The organism is Pseudorhodobacter antarcticus (genome assembly GCF_900110135.1).
Taxonomy (GTDB): Bacteria; Pseudomonadota; Alphaproteobacteria; order Rhodobacterales; family Rhodobacteraceae; genus Pseudorhodobacter; species Pseudorhodobacter antarcticus.
The window spans coordinates 34,443-50,248 of the sequence record NZ_FOCO01000010.1 but is presented as its reverse complement, the minus strand read 5'-3'; the positions used below and the strand labels follow the sequence as shown (position 1 = coordinate 50,248).

Sequence of the window (15,806 nt, the reverse complement as noted above, 5' to 3'; positions counted from 1 at the left end):
GATGACCGCCCCTGTTTCCCCGCCCCAAATCAAACCGCCCTTTCGCTGGGGGCGGTTGGTTTTGTTCGTGTCACTGGCGCTGAATTTGGCTGTGCTGGGGGTGGTCGGTGGGGCCGCACTTGGCCGGTTTGGTGGCCCAGAACGCGCCGAATTTGCCGCCCGCGACATTGGGTTTGGTCTGTTCGCCGAGGCGTTGGAGGAGGAAGACCGCCGCGCGTTGCGCCGGGGGTATGTGGGCGCAAAGCCTGATATTCGGGCAGAACGGCGGCAGATGCGCGATGATTTGGGGCAGTTGCTGACGGGATTGCGGACCGATCCGTTTGATGCGGCAGCGTTTCGCGCCACCTTGCAGGTCGGAATGGCGCGTGGTGCGCAGCGACAAGAATTGGGGCAAACCTTGTTGCTGGACCGATTGAACGGCATGTCCGCAGCACAACGGGCTGGCCTTGCGGATCGGTTGGAAAAATCGCTGCGCCGCCGGGGCGACCGCAAGCGGGACCATTAAGCGGCGCTGCGCCCAATGGTGACGCGGTTGCGGCCCGCCGATTTCGCGCCCAGCAGCGCTTGATCGGCGCGGTCAATCACCTCAGACACCGATGCATGGCCAAGCATGCGCGCGCCCGACCAAATCGCCAGCCCGATAGAGGTGGTAAGGCGCAGGGGCGCCGCCCCCGGCACGTCAAACGGGGCCTCTTGCACAGCTTCGCACAGGCGTTGCGCGATCATATTGGCCTGCGCCAGATCGGTTTCGGGTAGGGCAATCAAAAACTCTTCTCCGCCGATGCGGGCCAGCAGATCGTTTTGGCGAATGTTGATGGTCATGCGCCGCGCCACTTCGGTCAACACCGCGTCGCCTGCGGGGTGGCCGTGGGTGTCATTCACCTCTTTGAAGCGGTCCAGATCAAGGACCATGACGGCAAATGGGCGCTCCGTGGTTAGCGCCAGCTCCGCGATCTCTGACAGACGATTAAGGGCGTAGCGGCGGTTGTAAAGCCCGGTCAACGGGTCGATCACCGCAAGGCGCAGCCCATCGCGGACAGAGGCGCGCAATTGATCCGCAGCACGTTTGCGCTGCATCAGGCGGGCAATGCGCAGACCAAATTCGCGCGGGTCCACCCCGGTCAGCACCACCTCATTCGCGCCCAAATCAAAGGCCATCGCGGCATCACCCGGTGCGTCCCCGGTTTTGACAATGCAAATCGCGGCGTGACGCGTCAGGGTGCGGCTGCGCAATTCCGACATCAGGCGCAACCCGCCCATCGGGTCGGCCAGATCGGATTCGATCACATAGACATCGGGCGGTGGCAGGTTGGGCGTGTCAGACAAAGCCGTTTCCCGCGACAACATGATCATCTGATCGCGCAAATGGGGCCCAAGGTCACGCCGCCAGCGCAGCGCGGTTTCGGGGCGATGGGTGACCAAGGCGATGGACCCAGGCAAGGCAAACGCCGCCGTTGGTTCGGCAAAACCCAAAGTGCGCAAGGGGGCGGTGCCGTTTTCCAGCTCTGTCAACGCTTCACGGCCGCGCAGCAGGTTGCGCAAACGTGCCATCAGCGTTTGATCATCCACCGATTTGGTTAAAAAATCATCCGCGCCTGCCGCAAGCGCCGCCAAACGTGCGGCCGCGTCCGCCTCGGCCGAAAATACCACTACAGGGATGCTGGCGGTGGCAGGATCTGCACGCAAATGGCGCAGCACCTCGGTGCCCGACATATCGGGCAGCACAAGGTCCAACAAAATCAAATCCGGCTTTTCGCTGCGGGCCATCGCCAGACATGTTTTCCCATCTGCGGCCATCATGGGCGCATAGCAAGCTGCCCCCAGCTTGACTTTATAAACGATGCGGTTGGTCGCCACGTCATCGACGATAAGAATTTTGCCAGACATTCGGATACACCTACGTTACGCACAGGTAAGATTACGTTCATAATTGTGAGGAAGTGGTTAAGAAACTCTTTCTAAATTGGCATCAATCAGCGCAATTATTTCACGAACAGGTGACATGTGCGTGAAATGGGCGGTAATAGGCCGTAATGGCCAAGCTATAAGAGGGATTCCGCCGATGATTGCGCGAGACAAAGCTGAAACGGTGGCCTTGCAGGCCCTTGGCTGGTTGGCCGGGAATGAAGATTTGTTTCCGGTTTTTCTGGGTGCAACAGGTGCCGACGTATCAGATTTGGCAACAGCGGCGACGCAACCCACATTTTTGGCCGCCGTTATGGACTTTTTGTTAACGGATGACGCTTGGGTGATGGCGTTTTGCGACGATGCGCAGCTGCGCTATGAGGTGCCGATGCAAGCGCGCGCCATGCTGCCGGGGGGCGCACAGATCAATTGGACGTAAAGGGGGGCGCGGGTATGATTGACGGGGTGGTGTTCGACAAGGACGGGACGCTGTTTGATTTTCGGGCAAGTTGGGGCGGCTGGGTGCAGCGCCTGTTGGGGCAAATTGCGGTGGATGATGCCCATGCCGATGCGTTGGCGGTCGCGATGGGCTATGACCGTGAAACCCAAGATTTTGTGCGCACTAGCCCGGTCATTGCAGGCACGGCGATGGATATTTCCGCTGTGTTGTTGCCGTTGATGCCGGGGATGGACCAAGTGGGTTTGGCGGCGGTGCTGAACGCCTGCGCGCAGGATGCGGTCATGGCACCTGCGGTGCCGCTGCGCCCGGTTTTGGCGGCGTTGCGCGCGCGGGGCCTGCAGTTGGGCCTTGCCACCAATGACAGCGAAGGGCCTGCGCGCGCACATCTGAACGCGCATGGCATTGCAGATCTATTTGATTTCATTGCGGGGTTTGACAGCGGGCACGGCGCAAAGCCGGGGCCGGGGATGTGTTTGGCCTTTGCGCGCACCACAGGGTTGGCGCCTGCGCGCGTGGTGATGGTGGGCGACAGCCTGCATGATCTGGAGGCCGGGCGCGCGGCGGGCATGCGCACGGCGGCGGTGCTGACAGGCATCGCGGTCGCCGCCGATCTGGCCCCGCATGCCGATGTGGTTTTGCCCGATATTGGTCATTTGGGTGCATGGATTGACAGCCTGCGCTAAGGCATTTGCCAAAAACGACGTATCTGTGTCGCTGTTGAAGGGGGCCTTATGCCCCCTCTTGCGGCATGGTTTGCCAAACGGACACAGGCACGGAGTTTTGGCATGGATGAGGACGCAGGACGTCGCCGCAGAGTAACCGGGCGGGCAGGCGGGCGGGCAGGCAACAAAACCCGTGCAGGGTCGGCGGCGATTGACCAAATGCCGTGGCGTATCCCCGTAAACCCCGACCGACCCGTGGAACCGCTTGACGCCGATGGCGTGCAGGCCATCCACCGCACCGCCATGCGGATTTTGTCCGAAATTGGCATCGTGTTTTTGAACCCCGATGCGGTCGCCATTTTGGCACGCGCGGGCTGTAAAATTACCGGCGAAAACGTGCGGATGGACGAAGATTTCGTGATGGAAATGCTGGCCCATGCGCCAGAACAGTTCACCATCACGCCGCGTAACCCCGACCGAGAGTTGATTATCGGCGGCAAGCATATGGTGTTTGTCAACGTCTCCTCGCCGCCCAATGCGTGGGATATGGAACGGGGAAAACGGTCCGGCGATTTTGAATCCTTCAAGGAATTCATGAAGTTGACGCAGTATTTCAACTGCATTCACATCGCGGGCGGCTACCCGGTGGAACCGATTGATATTCACCCCGCGGTGCGCCACCTTGATTGCCTGTATGAAAAGCTGACGCTGACGGACAAGGTCGTTCACGCTTACAGCCTTGGTGCGGAGCGGGTGGAGGATGTGATGGAAATGGTGCGGCTTGCGGGCGGGTTGTCGCACGCGGAATTTGACGCCAAGCCGCGCATGTACACTAACATCAACTCGGTCAGCCCGTTAAAGCATGATTACCCGATGCTGGACGGCGCGATGCGGCTGGCAAAACGCGGCCAGCCTGTGGTGGTCACGCCCTTCACGCTGGCAGGTGCGATGGCCCCCGTGACCATGTCGGGCGCGGTGGCACTTTCAATCGCCGAAGGGTTGGCAGCGATTGCACTGCTGCAATACATCAACCCCGGTTGCCCAGTGGCGCTGGGCACATTCACCAGCAACGTCGATATGAAGTCGGGTGCGCCTGCCTTTGGCACGCCGGAATATATGCGCGCCACACAAATGACCGGGCAAATGGCGCGGTTTTACGGGCTGCCGCTGCGGTCATCAGGTGTCTGTGCCGCCAACGCGCCGGACGGGCAGGCGATGTGGGAAACTTCGAACAGCCTGTGGGCCGCCGTGCAATCGGGCACCAACATGGTTTACCACGCGGCGGGCTGGCTGGAAGGCGGGCTGATCGCCAGCCCCGAAAAGTTCATCATGGATTGCGAAGTGCTGCAAATGATCCAGCGCTATTTTGAGGAGGCGACATTCGCCACCCGCGACGAAGACCTGGCCTTTGACACGATCAAAGAAGTGGGCGCAGGCGGGCATTATTTCGGCTGCCAGCACACCCAAGACCGTTACCAAGACGCGTTTTATGCGCCGATGGTATCGGATTGGCGCAATTATGAAGCATGGGAACAAGACGGCGCGGTTTGGACACATGAACGCGCACACAAGATTTTCAAACAAATCATGGCCGAATTTGAAGCGCCGGAAATGAACGGCGATCACCGCGAGGATTTGGCCCGCTTTGTCGCCAAACGCAAACAGGAAGGCGGCGCGCCCACAGATTTCTAAGGCGCGGCGCAAGCCGTTGGTTTGGCAGCGCAATCGGCTTGGGTATTGGGGAAATGGTGCACCCGGAGCGATTCGAACGCCCGACCCTCAGATTCGTAGTCTGATGCTCTATCCAGCTGAGCTACGGGTGCAACAAGGGCGATCTAACGCCCTGCGCAAACCATTGCAAGGGGGGAAAAGCGGATTGGCGCAAGTTTCATGCGACCATCGCATCCAGCCCGTCAACCTTGGGGAAATGGATGATAAACTCGGTGCCTGCCTCATCACTGCGCAGCAATTCCAACCGCCCGCCATGCCCACGCACCAATTCAAACGCAATCGCCAACCCCAAACCAGACCCGCCCTTGCGCGCCCCGCCCTGAAACGCGGTGAACAAATGCTCGCGTGCGCGGGGGGGCAGTCCCGGCCCGGTGTCGCCCACCTTGATCCACCATTCCGTGTCGCTTTCCCCGCCCGAAACCTCAATCACGCCGTCCTTGCCTGTCGCCTCCAACGCTTGCATGGCGTTGCGCATCAAGTTGGCAAGGATGCGGTACAATTGCTCGGTATCGGCGCGCAACACCATGCCCATGGGCACATCGACCAGACAGGTCACGCCCGGACGTTCGTCCAGCGCCTCGGCCTCAATCACCTCATCAATCAAAGGGCGCAGGGCAAAACGCGACAGGCGCGGCGGCGGCTCCTCGGCCTTGCCAAAGGCGAGCGTTGATTCGCACAGTGACACCGCGCGGGTGATCGACCCGACCAATTTGGGCGCGATGCGCGCCACGGCGGGGTCCGCGCTACGCTCCATCCGGTCGGCAAACAACTGCGCCGTAGTCAAAATATTGCGCAAATCATGGCTAATTTTTGCCACCGCCGACCCTAGCTGCGCCAAGCGTTCCTTTTGGCGCAACGCGCCGGTCATCTGTGTTTGCAGGCTTTGCAACGCTTCCTCGGCATCGCGCAATTCCACCACGGTGGATGTTGGCGCAATCACCCGGCGCGCATCCTCGGGCGCCTCTGCATACAGCGCCATGTGGCGGACCACGCGGCGAATGGGCACCACCAACAACCGCTGCACCGCCAAAAACAACAGCGCGGCGGTGACCACCGAAATCAATGCCGACAAGACCAAAATCCGCAAGCCATATTCCAGCATGGCTTGGCGCAAGGGTTGGGTCGGCATCGTCACTTCAATCAGCGACCCCGCATCCTGCACCGGATTGCCAAGCACTCGGATGGCGCGGGGTTGCGTGTCCACCAACACCACCAACGCATCGCGCAGCAAAATCAGTGGCGTGGCCCTGCGCAGATCATACGTCGCGGACACGTCATTGGTGACGGGCGAGGAAAGGATCAATTGCCGGATTTGGTCGCGCCACAACACCACGTTGTATACATCGGCATTGGCCAGCAGTTCCTTTTCCAATTCCGCACTGATCATCCCATCTGTCGCTAACAGCGCCAGCGATGCAATTTGCGCCTTTTCCAGCCGCAACAGCAGGTAATCTTCGCGAAACCGCGCGATCGACGGCACAAAAATCAACACTTCGGCCAGCATAACGAACACCACGGTCAGCAGCAAAAACCGCCCCGATAGCGTCCGAAAAAATCCCGACCTTCTTTCCTTCAACCCTACCCCCATCATTTGGTCACAAATATCCTCGGGAGGGGTCTGGGGAGGGCAGACAGCCCACCCCAGCGCCTGCCCAAAGGCAAATCTTACGGCACAAAGCGCTGCACCAGCCCCACAACCCGTTTCAACATCGGATTATCAAACAACTGCGGGGAAAAATAGGCCCCCGCCGCGCGTTTTGATACCTCATTCAACGTCGGATAAGGCAACACAGTTCCCGCCACACCACTCATCTTTACCTTATTGGCGATCGCCAGCGCCCATAGGCCAATCAACTCGCCCGCTTGTGCGCCTGCGATCGTGGCCCCGATGGGGCGGCCCTTCAAAACCATCACTTTGATCAAGCCTTCGGTTTTGCGTTCCGTCTGCGCACGGTCATTCTCCGCAAATTCGAACCGCACCACACGAAGCGCATCGCCGTGCAGTTTGCGGGCCTCGGCTTCCGTCGGGCCAATTTGCGCCAGTTCCGGGTCGGTATAGGTGGCCCACGGAATATGCGCCGTGCCCGCCTTTGCAGGCAGGCCAAACAGCATTTGGCGAATGACCACACCCGCATGATAGCCCGCGACATGGGTAAACTGCAGGCCCCCCGCCGCATCGCCCACCGCATAAACGCGTTTGTTGCTGGACCGCAGATCGGCCCCCACGGTGACGCCCTTGCGGGTAAATTCCACCCCCGCCGCCTCCAGCCCCAGCTTGTCCAATGCGACCTTGCGGCCAACAGCCATCAGCAAATGGGTGCCACGCACCACGCGGCCGTCCTTAATTTCCACCTCAATCGCACCCGCAGCACCGCCCACCCGCACCACGGGCGCGTCCTCCATCACCTCAACCCCCTCCGTGCGCATCCGCGACAGCACCACCGCCGCCGCTTCCGGGTCATCGCGGCCAAAGGCTTTTGCCCCTTCGATTACCGTCACGCGACAGCCAAGGCGCTGGTGCGCTTGCGCCATTTCCATGCCAATCGGGCCGCCACCAATCACGATCAAATGGTCGGGGCGGTCGGTTTGGGCAAAAATCGTCTCATTCGTAAAGTAAGGCACGCCTTCAATACCGGGAATCGGCGGCACGAACGGGCGCGACCCTGTGGCGACCACATAGCGGCGCGCCTTGATGCGGTATCCGCCCGCCTCCACGCAATCTGGCCCCGTGAATTTGGCCCAATCGCGGATCACGCGCACCCCAAGCCCTTCAAACCGTTCCTGACTGTCAACGGGCGCGATGCCTTCCACCACGCGGGCCACATGGGCCTTTACCGCCGCAAAGTCGATTTGCGGCTGGCTGGGTGTGATGCCAAACGCCGCCCCTGTGGTCATGGCATGGGCGTGTTTTGCCGCTGCAATCAACGCTTTGGACGGTACGCAGCCCGCGTTCAGGCAGTCGCCGCCCATTTCGCCGCCTTCAATCAGCACCACGCGCGCGCCCATTTGCACAGCCCCCGCCGCGATGGACAACCCGCCCGACCCGGCCCCGATGATACAAATGTCTGTGTTAATGGTTTCCATGGCTCATGCGCCCTTTTTACGAAAGAATTTCAGAATAATGGGTAGCGCTGACAATGCCGCAAGCCCCAGAATTGGCCCCAAAATATGAGGCGCAAAGATGATCGACAGATCGGGCGTTTCGCCCCTCGCAAACACCTCACCCAACCCTGCGCCCACGGATGTAAACACCAACGTGCCGGGCAAAATCCCCAGAAAGGTAGAGATTGCAAAGCGGGGCAGGGCGGTCCCGACAAAGGCCGGAATAAGATTGGCGATGAAAAATGGCACCGCAGGCACCAGCCGCATCAAAAACAGCACGGACCATTCGTTTTCACGCAACCCCACCTGCAGCTTCGCCACAGCGCCGCCGCGCCCTTCCAGTTTTTCCGCGAATTTTGCGCCAAACCCGCTGCGCGCCGCCGTGAATATCGCAATGGCCCCCAATGTGGCCCCGGTCACGTTGAACAAAACGCCGGGGAACGTTGAAAACAAAAAACCACCCGTCAGTGTGGCAATCAGCGCGCCGGGCAATGAAAACCCCACGATTGCGGTGTAGGCGGCGATGAAGGCCAGCACGGCCACCAGATAATTCTCATCGCGAAAGGCAATCAGCGCCTCACGGTTTTCGGCCAAGGCGGCAAAGCTGATCTTGTCACGCAGAAAAAACGCGCCCGCTGCCGCCACGACCAGAATGATCAGAATCGGCATCTTTTGGCGCCACCCCGATTTTGGCCGCATATCGTTTTGTGGGGCGGCATTATGGGTCGTCGGCATATCAGGCATCCCTTTCCGGGGTCGTGTGCAGGCTATAATCTTTTGGTAATCTTGTGCCGCAGACCTTGCGTGATTGTGCTGCGCTGCGACACCCCCCTCACGCGGCCTTGATGTGGGGTGAACCATTTGGCCTTAAAACCGGGCATGTTGTAACATTTGCGCGCCGCCGCCTGTAACATGGCCGGAAATAACCGCGAAATGTTGCAAGAATTGCGGGCTTGTCGAATTGACTTGGTGCAAAGGGATGCGTAAAGACCGGGCTTCGAATAAGCGCAACGGTAGGTTTGTGGCGAATCCCGCTCGAAAACCACCTTGATGCACATGTGATGGAGAACCGCGATGAAGCGTACATTTCAACCGTCTAACCTGGTCCGCGCGCGGCGCCACGGGTTTCGTCTGCGTATGGCAACCAAGGCTGGCCGCAATATTTTGAACCTGCGCCGCGCCAAAGGCCGTAAAAAGCTGTCCGCCTAAAGGGTTGGGGCCATAAAGCCCCGATTTTTGTCGGACCGTTTTGCAAGGACAAATGACATGACACCGCCGGAGGCAAAGGGACAGCGCAGCAATGCCCCCCCCCCGCAGCCCCCGGCGGTTTTGTCATGCGCCGATCCTGCCGCGCCAATCGGATTGCGCGTTCAAATCCTGACCCAACGCGCCGATTTTCTGCGCGCGGCGTCCGCCCGCAGGCAAGCAACAACAGGGTTTTTGCTGCAAGCGCGTGCGCGCGGCGATGATAATGCGGCCGTGCGCGTGGGCTTTACCTGCTCCAAGAAAATCGGCAACGCCGTCGCCCGCAACCGCGCTAAACGCCGCCTGCGTGAGGTGGCGCGCGCGATGCTGCCGCTGTTGGCGCAAACGGGCTGGGATTATGTGCTGGTGGGCCGTCCACAGGTCACGATCGACCGCAATTTCGCGATGTTGTTGCAGGATTTGGCATGCGCGCTGGCCCGCGTGCATGGGCCTGCACAGTCCAAAAATGGCGTGCTGAAATGAGCCCGCTGGCCCATGTTCTCGCCGCCCCCGTGCGGGCGTATCGCCTCCTCCTCAGCCCGTGGGTGGGGCATGGGTGCCGCTTTTTGCCCACCTGTTCGGCCTATGCGATGGAGGCGCTGGAGGTGCATGGCGGCCTGAAAGGCGGCTATTTGACCGCGCACCGCATCTGCCGCTGCAACCCTTGGGGCGGGTCCGGCTATGACCCGGTGCCAAAGCCGAAAGGCAAGACGCGCTAACGTCGCGCACGGCGGTAGATCGCATATATCTGTCGAGTTTTAAGGGCACCTCTATTAATTCAGAACCGCCAAAGGGGACCGCAATGAAAACAATTACTTACGGGGCGATCATTGACCATTTATGGTATTAATAGAGGTGCCCTTAAGTAATTTTCTGTAGCGCGTTAACATCTCAGTCAATCCCGGCGCTTTAGCTTGCGATCAACCCGGGGATGTTCTGCCCCGGCGTGATACAGGGGATACGCGATGTAAGGACCACAGCAGCCACCACCACGCGGTGACAAACCCAACTGGTCCGCGCGGATCGGCGGGGCGTTGCGGCGACCCGAATTGCTTGTGTTCCTGCCCGCCTTGTCCCTCGCCGCATTTTGGGTGGGCGGTGAGGCGATTATGATGATGACAGCCCTTGGCCTGCCGCTGCTGTTCGCTTTTGGCGGGGCGTTTCGGGGACGCGACCCGGCAGGCATGCCTTTGCCCGACGCTTTGGGCGGCTTGGCGTTGCGCCAACACATCACGCAGTTCATGGACCGGGCGCTGCAGGATACGGCGATCACAGGGCGATCAACCGTTTGTTTTGTTGTGCAATTTGATGATGCCGATGTCTTGTTGGACCGTCATGGCCGCGCCGTGCAGACCGAGGTGTTGGCCCGCAGCGCCGAACGCCTTTGTGCGGTCTTGCGCGAAGGCGATACTGTGGCGCGGCTGGAAGGTGGCGGGTTTGCCATCGCCCTTGCCCCGGTGCGCCGGATGGATCTGGAAAAGATGGTGCAAACCGCCGCGCGCCTGCAATCCGCCCTTGCGCCACCCATCAGCATTGATGCCGCGCGGCTGTATGTCACCTGCTCCATCGGCTTTTGTCTGGGGGCGCAATCGCCCTTGCCCAATGGCGCGGCGCTGTTGGACGCGGCCCAAGTTGCGGCGGATGAAGCGCAGCGCAACGGACCGGGCGCTATCCGGGTGTTCCAAGCCGGCATGGCGCGCAAACGCGCTGACCGTGACGCCCTGCGCAGCGACCTAGAGGCAGCGCTGGACAATGGCCAAATTCGGCCGTTTTTCCAGCCACAGATTTGCACCGATACCGGGGCAATTTCAGGGTTTGAGGCGCTGGCCCGCTGGGTGCATCCCGAACGCGGCACCATCCCCCCCATCGAATTTTTGCCCGCGATTGAGGATGCTGGCCTGTCTGAACGGCTGGGTGAGGTGATTCTGTACCACGCGCTGGCGGCGCTCGTGCGCTGGGACAAGGCCGGGTTGCGGGTGCCGAATGTGGGGGTCAACTTCTCCTCGGCTGAACTGCGCAACCCACGGCTGGCCGAAAAGCTGAAATGGGAACTGGACCGCTTTGATCTAACACCAGATCGTTTGTGCGTCGAGATTTTGGAAACCGTGATTGCGGAAACCGACAATGATGTGATCGTGCTAAATATTTCGGCCTTGGCCAAACTGGGCTGCGGGATTGATCTGGATGATTTTGGCACGGGCCATGCGTCGATCACCAACATCCGGCGGTTCGCGGTGCGGCGAATCAAGATTGACCGCAGTTTTGTGATTAAGGTGGATGAGGACCGCGAGCAGCAAAAACTGGTGTCAGGTATTTTGTCGCTGGCTGAACGGATGGGATTGGAAACCTTGGCCGAAGGGGTGGAAACCCAAGGCGAACATGCGATGCTGGCGCAACTGGGGTGCGGGCATGTGCAGGGGTTCTTGTTCGCGCGCCCGATGCCGTTTGATGATACTCATGATTGGATCATTCAGCACCAATCGCGCCGCGCAGCACCGCCCCGTATCGGCAGCCGTGCGCGGTGATCGCTAGGCTTAAAACCCGGTCCGCCGCAGGGCCGCGCTGTTTCCGGCCCCTGTCACATCAATTTGCTGCGGTATTCGGCCCGCATTGCCCCGAAACCAGGGAAAACCCCTTGACCTTTCCAGCCCCCTATCGTTGAACCACCGCTAAACCTGAACAGGAACGGTGTGGCCCAAAATGGACGATCAGAACAAGAATCTTATCCTTGCGACAGTCCTCAGTTTCCTTGTGATTCTGGTCTGGTTCGTGTTTTTCCCGCCAGAGGAGTCGGTGACGGATCCCAACGCGCCCAGCGTGGTATCCAGCACGGTTGACGCATTGGCCCCGCCTGCGGCTGGCGCAGACCCGCAGACCGCCGCTGCGCCTGAACAGGCATCCGCACCTCGCGTGGTTATCGACACCCCGCGCCTGAAAGGCACAATTTCCTTGCTCGGCGGTCGTTTCGACGATCTGGCGATGAAAAACTACACCAATACGATTGATCCGGCATCCGACATCGTAACGCTGCTGTCGCCCGTGGGGCAGGCGCAGGCCTATTATGCGCTGTACGGTTGGACGCCCGCAGGCGATCTGGGGTTCGAAGATGTGCCGGGCGCGAACACTCTGTGGTCGCAGGTTGGCGACAACACGCTGACGCCGCAAACCCCGATCACCTTGCAGTGGAACAACGGCAAGGGTTTGATTTTCAAGCGGGAACTGTCGGTTGATGATCGCTATATGTTTAATGTCACGCAAAGCGTGGACAACCAGACGGGCGCGGAAGTGCGGCTTGCCCCTTATGGCATCGTGGCCCGCCACGGCCTGCCCGCCGATCTGGAAGGGTTCTACCTAAGCCATGAAGGCGTTGTGATGCGCACCGATGGCACTTTGGAGGAAGTTAAATACAAAGACGCCGCCAAATTGCCTTTGGTCGCCCGCGAGGCTGCACAGGCCGAAGTGACCGAAGCGGTGACGGATGGCTGGACAGGTTTCACCAGCAAATATTGGATGACCGCGCTTATTCCCGAACAGGGCAAACCGTTTACCGCTGTCACCAAATATGTGGCCAGCGCCGATATTTACCAAACCGAAACCCGCCAACCTTTGATGGCGGTCGCCCCAGGCACAACGGGCACCGCCAATTCGCGGCTGTTTGCTGGGGCCAAAGAATGGGAATCGCTGCGCAATTATCAAGATAACGGGGGCATCGCAGGTTTTATTGATGCGATCGACTGGGGCTGGTTTTTCTTCTTCACCAAGCCAATTTTTTCCGTGCTGCATTGGCTGAATGCGCATATCGGCAATATGGGGCTGGCGATCATCGCACTCACCTTCTTGCTCAAGGCGCTGGTGTTGCCGTTGGCCTATAAATCCTATGTTTCCATGGCTCGCATGAAGGAATTGCAGCCAGAAATGGAGGCGCTGAAGGAGCGTGTTGGCGACGACAAGCAAAAGATGCAGAAAGAAATGATGCAGCTGTACAAGGAGAAAAAGGTGAACCCCGCCGCGGGCTGCCTGCCGATCCTAATCCAGATCCCTATTTTCTTTTCGCTGTACAAGGTGATTTTCGTAACCCTCGAACTGCGCCACGCGCCGTTTTTTGGCTGGCTGAATGACCTGTCCGCCCCCGACAGCTCGTCCCTGTTCAACTTGTTTGGTCTGCTGCCGTGGGCATCACCAGAACCGGGCAGCATCCTTGCGCTGATTTTCATCGGTGTCTTGCCGTTGATGCTGGGCGTGTCGATGTGGTTGCAACAAAAGCTGAACCCAACACCAACCGATGCGACCCAAGCGATGATTTTCGCGTGGATGCCTTGGGTGTTCATGTTCATGCTGGGGCATTTCGCCAGCGGGTTGGTCGTCTACTGGATCACCAACAACATCATCACCTTCAGCCAGCAATACGCGATCATGAAAAGCCACGGCCACACGCCCGATTTGTTTGGCAACATCAAGGCGGGGTTCAAGCGCAAGCCAGCCCCGGTGCCGGTCGCTGTGGCCAAAAAGTCTGGCAAAAAATGACAGGGCGGCTGGCGCAAATCTGCCGCCACCCCATCAAAGCACACGGACGCGAGGATCTCGCGTCCGTTCTGCTTTTGGCGGGGGCGTGCTTGCCCGGTGACAGACGGTGGGCCGTGGCGCATGAAGCGGCAAAGCTGACCCCCGGCTGGAACCCTTGCGCCAATTTTCATCGCGGCGCCAAGGCCCCGCAACTGATGGCAATCACGGCGCAACTGCAAGGTGACGCCGTGACCCTGCGCCACCCTGACCGCCCGAACCTAACCTTTCATCCCGATGATCCCGCAGATTTGCCCGCATTTTTGGCGTGGATTACCCCATCGTCGCCGCCCGATCGTGCCCAGCCCGCGCGCATCGTCTCCGCAGATCGTGGCATGACCGACAGCGCTTGGCCCTCCGTCTCAATCCAGACTACCGCGTCGCTGGATGCGTTGTCGGACCTGATGCAAACCCCTTTGTCGGCGGACCGGTTTCGCGGCAATCTGTGGCTGGATGGCGCTGCCCCCTTTGCCGAATTTGACTGGATTGGCCGCGATATTACCATTGGCGGCGCAGTCTTGACCGTGCGCGAACGCATCACCCGCTGCCGCGCCACCATGACCAACCCGCAAACTGGGCAGGTTGATGCCGATACCTTGGCCGCCTTGCAAACCACCTATGGCCATCAGGATTTCGGGGTTTACGCCGTGGTGAAACAAGGCGGCACAATCGCCGTAAATGATGACTGGAGCGTCGCGTGACCCAACTGCCTTTCCCCCTAGCCGAAGAACCCGATTTCCCAGCGCGTGAGGCGGGGCGGCTTTTGTTCGCAGGCCCGGTTGATTTTGTCAAAGGCGTGGTGGCCATGTCCGGCATGCCCCCGGCAGATAGGGTGGAGGTGTGTTTTGCAGGCCGCTCCAATGTCGGTAAATCCAGTTTGATCAACGCGCTGACGGGCCGCAAAAACCTTGCGCGCGCCTCAAATACCCCCGGCCGCACGCAGGAAATCAACTATTTCGCGTTGGGCGATGCCCGCTATATGGTCGACCTTCCCGGCTATGGGTATGCCGAGGCGCCGGTGGCGATTGTCGCCAAATGGCAAGCCCTGTTGAAAAGCTACCTCTCGGGCCGCCAAACCCTGCGCCGCGCTTTCGTGCTGATCGACGGGCGGCACGGCGTAAAAGCGGTGGATGAAGAGATTATGGACCTGCTTGATCGGTCCGCCGTCACGTTCCAAGCCGTGTTGACCAAGGCCGACAAGGTCAGCCGCGCAGAGTTGGAACAAAACATCGAACAATCGCGCGCGGCCCTGTCCAAACATCCGGCGGCCTATCCCGAATTGATCGTGACATCGTCCGAAAAGGGTTTGGGCATTGAAACCCTGCGCGCGACGATCGCCACGCTGGAATAACGCGCCTCAAACGTGTTGCGCGCCGTTCACCTCAATTTCAGTGCCCGAAATATAACTGGATTGCGGTGAACACAGGAACCAGATCGCATCGGCCACCTCAAACGGTTGGCCAAGGCGGCGCATCGGCAGTTGGTCGACGATTTTATCGGTGCCGGGGCTTAGGATGGCTGTTTCCACCTCCCCCGGCGCAATCGCGTTCACCCGCACGCCCAAGGGGCCAAAATCATGCGCCATTTCGCGGGTCAGAGCGGCCAGCGCGGCCTTTGACGTGGCATAGGCAGCGCCCGCAAACGGATGCACCCGCCCCCCCGCGATGGACGTGACGTTCACAATCGCGCCCTTTGCCGCCACCAATTCCACCTGCAACCCGCGCGCCATAACAACCGGCGCAAAGAAATTAACGTGAAACACCTGCCCCCATGTCCGCAAATCGGTGTCCAACGTGGACAGCCGCGCACCATCCGGCCCCTTGGGGGAAATCCCCGCATTGTTAACCAGCGCATCCAGCCGCCCGTTCAGCTTTTCACGGATCACCTCAATCGCTTGCACAGTCTTGCTTGGGTCGGCAAGGTCGATCTGGATATGGTTTTCCTCGCCGCCCGGCCAGGGGCACCGATCATCAAACGGCTGGCGCGAACAGGTCAGCACGCGCCAGCCTTCGGCGGAAAAGCGTTTGACGGTGGCATGGCCAATCCCCCGGCTTGCCCCCGTCAACACCACTGTCTTTTGCTCGGCCATATCACGTGCCCCTTTTGGTTTGCGCCATGCTATGCGCGGCGCGCGACAAAGG

16 protein-coding genes and 1 tRNA gene are annotated in these 15,806 nt (G+C 60.0%); 11 read left to right on the top strand and 6 right to left on the bottom strand.

Annotated elements, in window-relative coordinates:
• Position 1: 1 nt before the first annotated feature.
• The gene (locus tag BMY36_RS07120) at positions 2 to 505 is read left to right on the top strand and encodes a periplasmic heavy metal sensor (RefSeq protein WP_074818540.1); all 504 of its coding nucleotides are present in this window, start codon (positions 2 to 4) and stop codon (positions 503 to 505) included.
• Here BMY36_RS07120 and BMY36_RS07115 read toward each other — a convergent pair.
• Positions 502 to 1,887 carry a diguanylate cyclase gene (locus tag BMY36_RS07115; protein ID WP_050520480.1) on the bottom strand — a complete coding sequence of 462 codons (1,386 nt, stop codon included), beginning with the start codon at positions 1,885 to 1,887 and terminating at the stop codon, positions 502 to 504. The two genes, BMY36_RS07120 and BMY36_RS07115, sit on opposite strands and share 4 nt — an antisense overlap.
• Positions 1,888 to 2,062: 175 nt before the next feature.
• Here BMY36_RS07115 and BMY36_RS07110 point away from each other — a divergent pair, with 175 nt between their 5' ends.
• The 3 genes from BMY36_RS07110 to BMY36_RS07100 all read left to right on the top strand — a co-directional run bounded on the left by BMY36_RS07110 (position 2,063) and on the right by BMY36_RS07100 (position 4,719).
• On the top strand, positions 2,063 to 2,344 hold the full coding sequence (locus BMY36_RS07110; RefSeq protein WP_050520479.1) for a DUF3572 domain-containing protein: 282 nt from the start codon (positions 2,063 to 2,065) through the stop codon (positions 2,342 to 2,344).
• A gap of 14 nt (positions 2,345 to 2,358) precedes the next feature.
• The gene (locus BMY36_RS07105) at positions 2,359 to 3,048 is read left to right on the top strand and encodes an HAD family hydrolase (protein ID WP_050520478.1); all 690 of its coding nucleotides are present in this window, start codon (positions 2,359 to 2,361) and stop codon (positions 3,046 to 3,048) included.
• A gap of 102 nt (positions 3,049 to 3,150) precedes the next feature.
• Complete coding sequence (locus tag BMY36_RS07100; protein ID WP_050520477.1) at positions 3,151 to 4,719, top strand: trimethylamine methyltransferase family protein; 1,569 nt, start codon at positions 3,151 to 3,153, stop codon at positions 4,717 to 4,719.
• Between the two features lie 54 nt (positions 4,720 to 4,773).
• Here the strand turns inward: BMY36_RS07100 and BMY36_RS07095 are convergent.
• The 4 genes from BMY36_RS07095 to BMY36_RS07080 form a co-directional block, all read right to left on the bottom strand.
• A tRNA-Arg gene (locus BMY36_RS07095) sits at positions 4,774 to 4,850 on the bottom strand.
• Positions 4,851 to 4,915: 65 nt separating this feature from the next.
• Positions 4,916 to 6,349 carry a sensor histidine kinase gene (locus tag BMY36_RS07090; protein WP_050520476.1) on the bottom strand — a complete coding sequence of 478 codons (1,434 nt, stop codon included), beginning with the start codon at positions 6,347 to 6,349 and terminating at the stop codon, positions 4,916 to 4,918.
• 74 nt (positions 6,350 to 6,423) lie between these two features.
• Positions 6,424 to 7,842: a dihydrolipoyl dehydrogenase family protein gene (locus tag BMY36_RS07085; RefSeq protein ID WP_050520475.1), complete on the bottom strand. Its 1,419-nt coding sequence runs from the start codon at positions 7,840 to 7,842 to the stop codon at positions 6,424 to 6,426.
• Positions 7,843 to 7,845: 3 nt separating this feature from the next.
• The gene (locus BMY36_RS07080; RefSeq protein WP_231579746.1) at positions 7,846 to 8,529 is read right to left on the bottom strand and encodes a TVP38/TMEM64 family protein; all 684 of its coding nucleotides are present in this window, start codon (positions 8,527 to 8,529) and stop codon (positions 7,846 to 7,848) included.
• Positions 8,530 to 8,934: 405 nt separating this feature from the next.
• On the opposite strand from BMY36_RS07080, the gene rpmH reads away from it, so the two are divergent.
• The 7 genes from rpmH (at position 8,935) to yihA (ending at position 15,016) form a co-directional block, all read left to right on the top strand.
• Entirely contained in the window at positions 8,935 to 9,069 is a 135-nt protein-coding gene (rpmH, locus tag BMY36_RS07070; RefSeq protein WP_050520473.1) for a 50S ribosomal protein L34, read from the top strand.
• A gap of 57 nt (positions 9,070 to 9,126) precedes the next feature.
• The gene (rnpA, locus tag BMY36_RS07065) at positions 9,127 to 9,588 is read left to right on the top strand and encodes a ribonuclease P protein component (RefSeq protein WP_050520472.1); all 462 of its coding nucleotides are present in this window, start codon (positions 9,127 to 9,129) and stop codon (positions 9,586 to 9,588) included.
• Entirely contained in the window at positions 9,585 to 9,824 is a 240-nt protein-coding gene (yidD, locus tag BMY36_RS07060) for a membrane protein insertion efficiency factor YidD (RefSeq protein ID WP_050520471.1), read from the top strand. Before rnpA ends, yidD begins: the two co-directional genes overlap by 4 nt.
• Before the next feature lie 336 nt (positions 9,825 to 10,160).
• The gene (locus tag BMY36_RS07055; RefSeq protein ID WP_244888661.1) at positions 10,161 to 11,630 is read left to right on the top strand and encodes a putative bifunctional diguanylate cyclase/phosphodiesterase; all 1,470 of its coding nucleotides are present in this window, start codon (positions 10,161 to 10,163) and stop codon (positions 11,628 to 11,630) included.
• 175 nt (positions 11,631 to 11,805) lie between these two features.
• Positions 11,806 to 13,629, top strand: a complete 1,824-nt coding sequence (gene yidC / locus BMY36_RS07050) for a membrane protein insertase YidC (protein WP_050520469.1) — start codon at positions 11,806 to 11,808, stop codon at positions 13,627 to 13,629.
• Positions 13,626 to 14,366, top strand: coding sequence for an MOSC domain-containing protein (locus BMY36_RS07045; RefSeq protein WP_050520468.1), 741 nt, complete (start codon positions 13,626 to 13,628; stop codon positions 14,364 to 14,366). The genes yidC and BMY36_RS07045 overlap by 4 nt, the downstream gene beginning before the upstream one ends.
• Positions 14,363 to 15,016, top strand: a complete 654-nt coding sequence (yihA, locus tag BMY36_RS07040) for a ribosome biogenesis GTP-binding protein YihA/YsxC (RefSeq protein WP_050520467.1) — start codon at positions 14,363 to 14,365, stop codon at positions 15,014 to 15,016. Before BMY36_RS07045 ends, yihA begins: the two co-directional genes overlap by 4 nt.
• 6 nt (positions 15,017 to 15,022) lie before the next feature.
• Here the strand turns inward: yihA and BMY36_RS07035 are convergent, their stop codons facing one another.
• Positions 15,023 to 15,754: an SDR family NAD(P)-dependent oxidoreductase gene (locus BMY36_RS07035; protein ID WP_050520466.1), complete on the bottom strand. Its 732-nt coding sequence runs from the start codon at positions 15,752 to 15,754 to the stop codon at positions 15,023 to 15,025.
• Between the last annotated feature and the right edge of the window lie 52 nt (positions 15,755 to 15,806).

What these genes read in the sequence shown, in the direction of transcription:
- rpmH (WP_050520473.1), top strand. Translation starts at nt 8,935, where the DNA reads ATGAAGCGTACATTTCAACCGTCTAACCTGGTCCGCGCGCGGCGCCAC.
- BMY36_RS07080 (WP_231579746.1), bottom strand. Translation starts at nt 8,529, where the DNA reads ATGCCGATTCTGATCATTCTGGTCGTGGCGGCAGCGGGCGCGTTTTTT.
- rnpA (WP_050520472.1), top strand. Translation starts at nt 9,127, where the DNA reads ATGACACCGCCGGAGGCAAAGGGACAGCGCAGCAATGCCCCCCCCCCG.
- BMY36_RS07085 (WP_050520475.1), bottom strand. Translation starts at nt 7,842, where the DNA reads ATGGAAACCATTAACACAGACATTTGTATCATCGGGGCCGGGTCGGGC.
- BMY36_RS07100 (WP_050520477.1), top strand. Translation starts at nt 3,151, where the DNA reads ATGGATGAGGACGCAGGACGTCGCCGCAGAGTAACCGGGCGGGCAGGC.
- BMY36_RS07110 (WP_050520479.1), top strand. Translation starts at nt 2,063, where the DNA reads ATGATTGCGCGAGACAAAGCTGAAACGGTGGCCTTGCAGGCCCTTGGC.
- yidD (WP_050520471.1), top strand. Translation starts at nt 9,585, where the DNA reads ATGAGCCCGCTGGCCCATGTTCTCGCCGCCCCCGTGCGGGCGTATCGC.
- yidC (WP_050520469.1), top strand. Translation starts at nt 11,806, where the DNA reads ATGGACGATCAGAACAAGAATCTTATCCTTGCGACAGTCCTCAGTTTC.
- BMY36_RS07120 (WP_074818540.1), top strand. Translation starts at nt 2, where the DNA reads ATGACCGCCCCTGTTTCCCCGCCCCAAATCAAACCGCCCTTTCGCTGG.
- BMY36_RS07115 (WP_050520480.1), bottom strand. Translation starts at nt 1,887, where the DNA reads ATGTCTGGCAAAATTCTTATCGTCGATGACGTGGCGACCAACCGCATC.
- BMY36_RS07045 (WP_050520468.1), top strand. Translation starts at nt 13,626, where the DNA reads ATGACAGGGCGGCTGGCGCAAATCTGCCGCCACCCCATCAAAGCACAC.
- BMY36_RS07090 (WP_050520476.1), bottom strand. Translation starts at nt 6,349, where the DNA reads ATGATGGGGGTAGGGTTGAAGGAAAGAAGGTCGGGATTTTTTCGGACG.
- BMY36_RS07035 (WP_050520466.1), bottom strand. Translation starts at nt 15,754, where the DNA reads ATGGCCGAGCAAAAGACAGTGGTGTTGACGGGGGCAAGCCGGGGGATT.
- BMY36_RS07105 (WP_050520478.1), top strand. Translation starts at nt 2,359, where the DNA reads ATGATTGACGGGGTGGTGTTCGACAAGGACGGGACGCTGTTTGATTTT.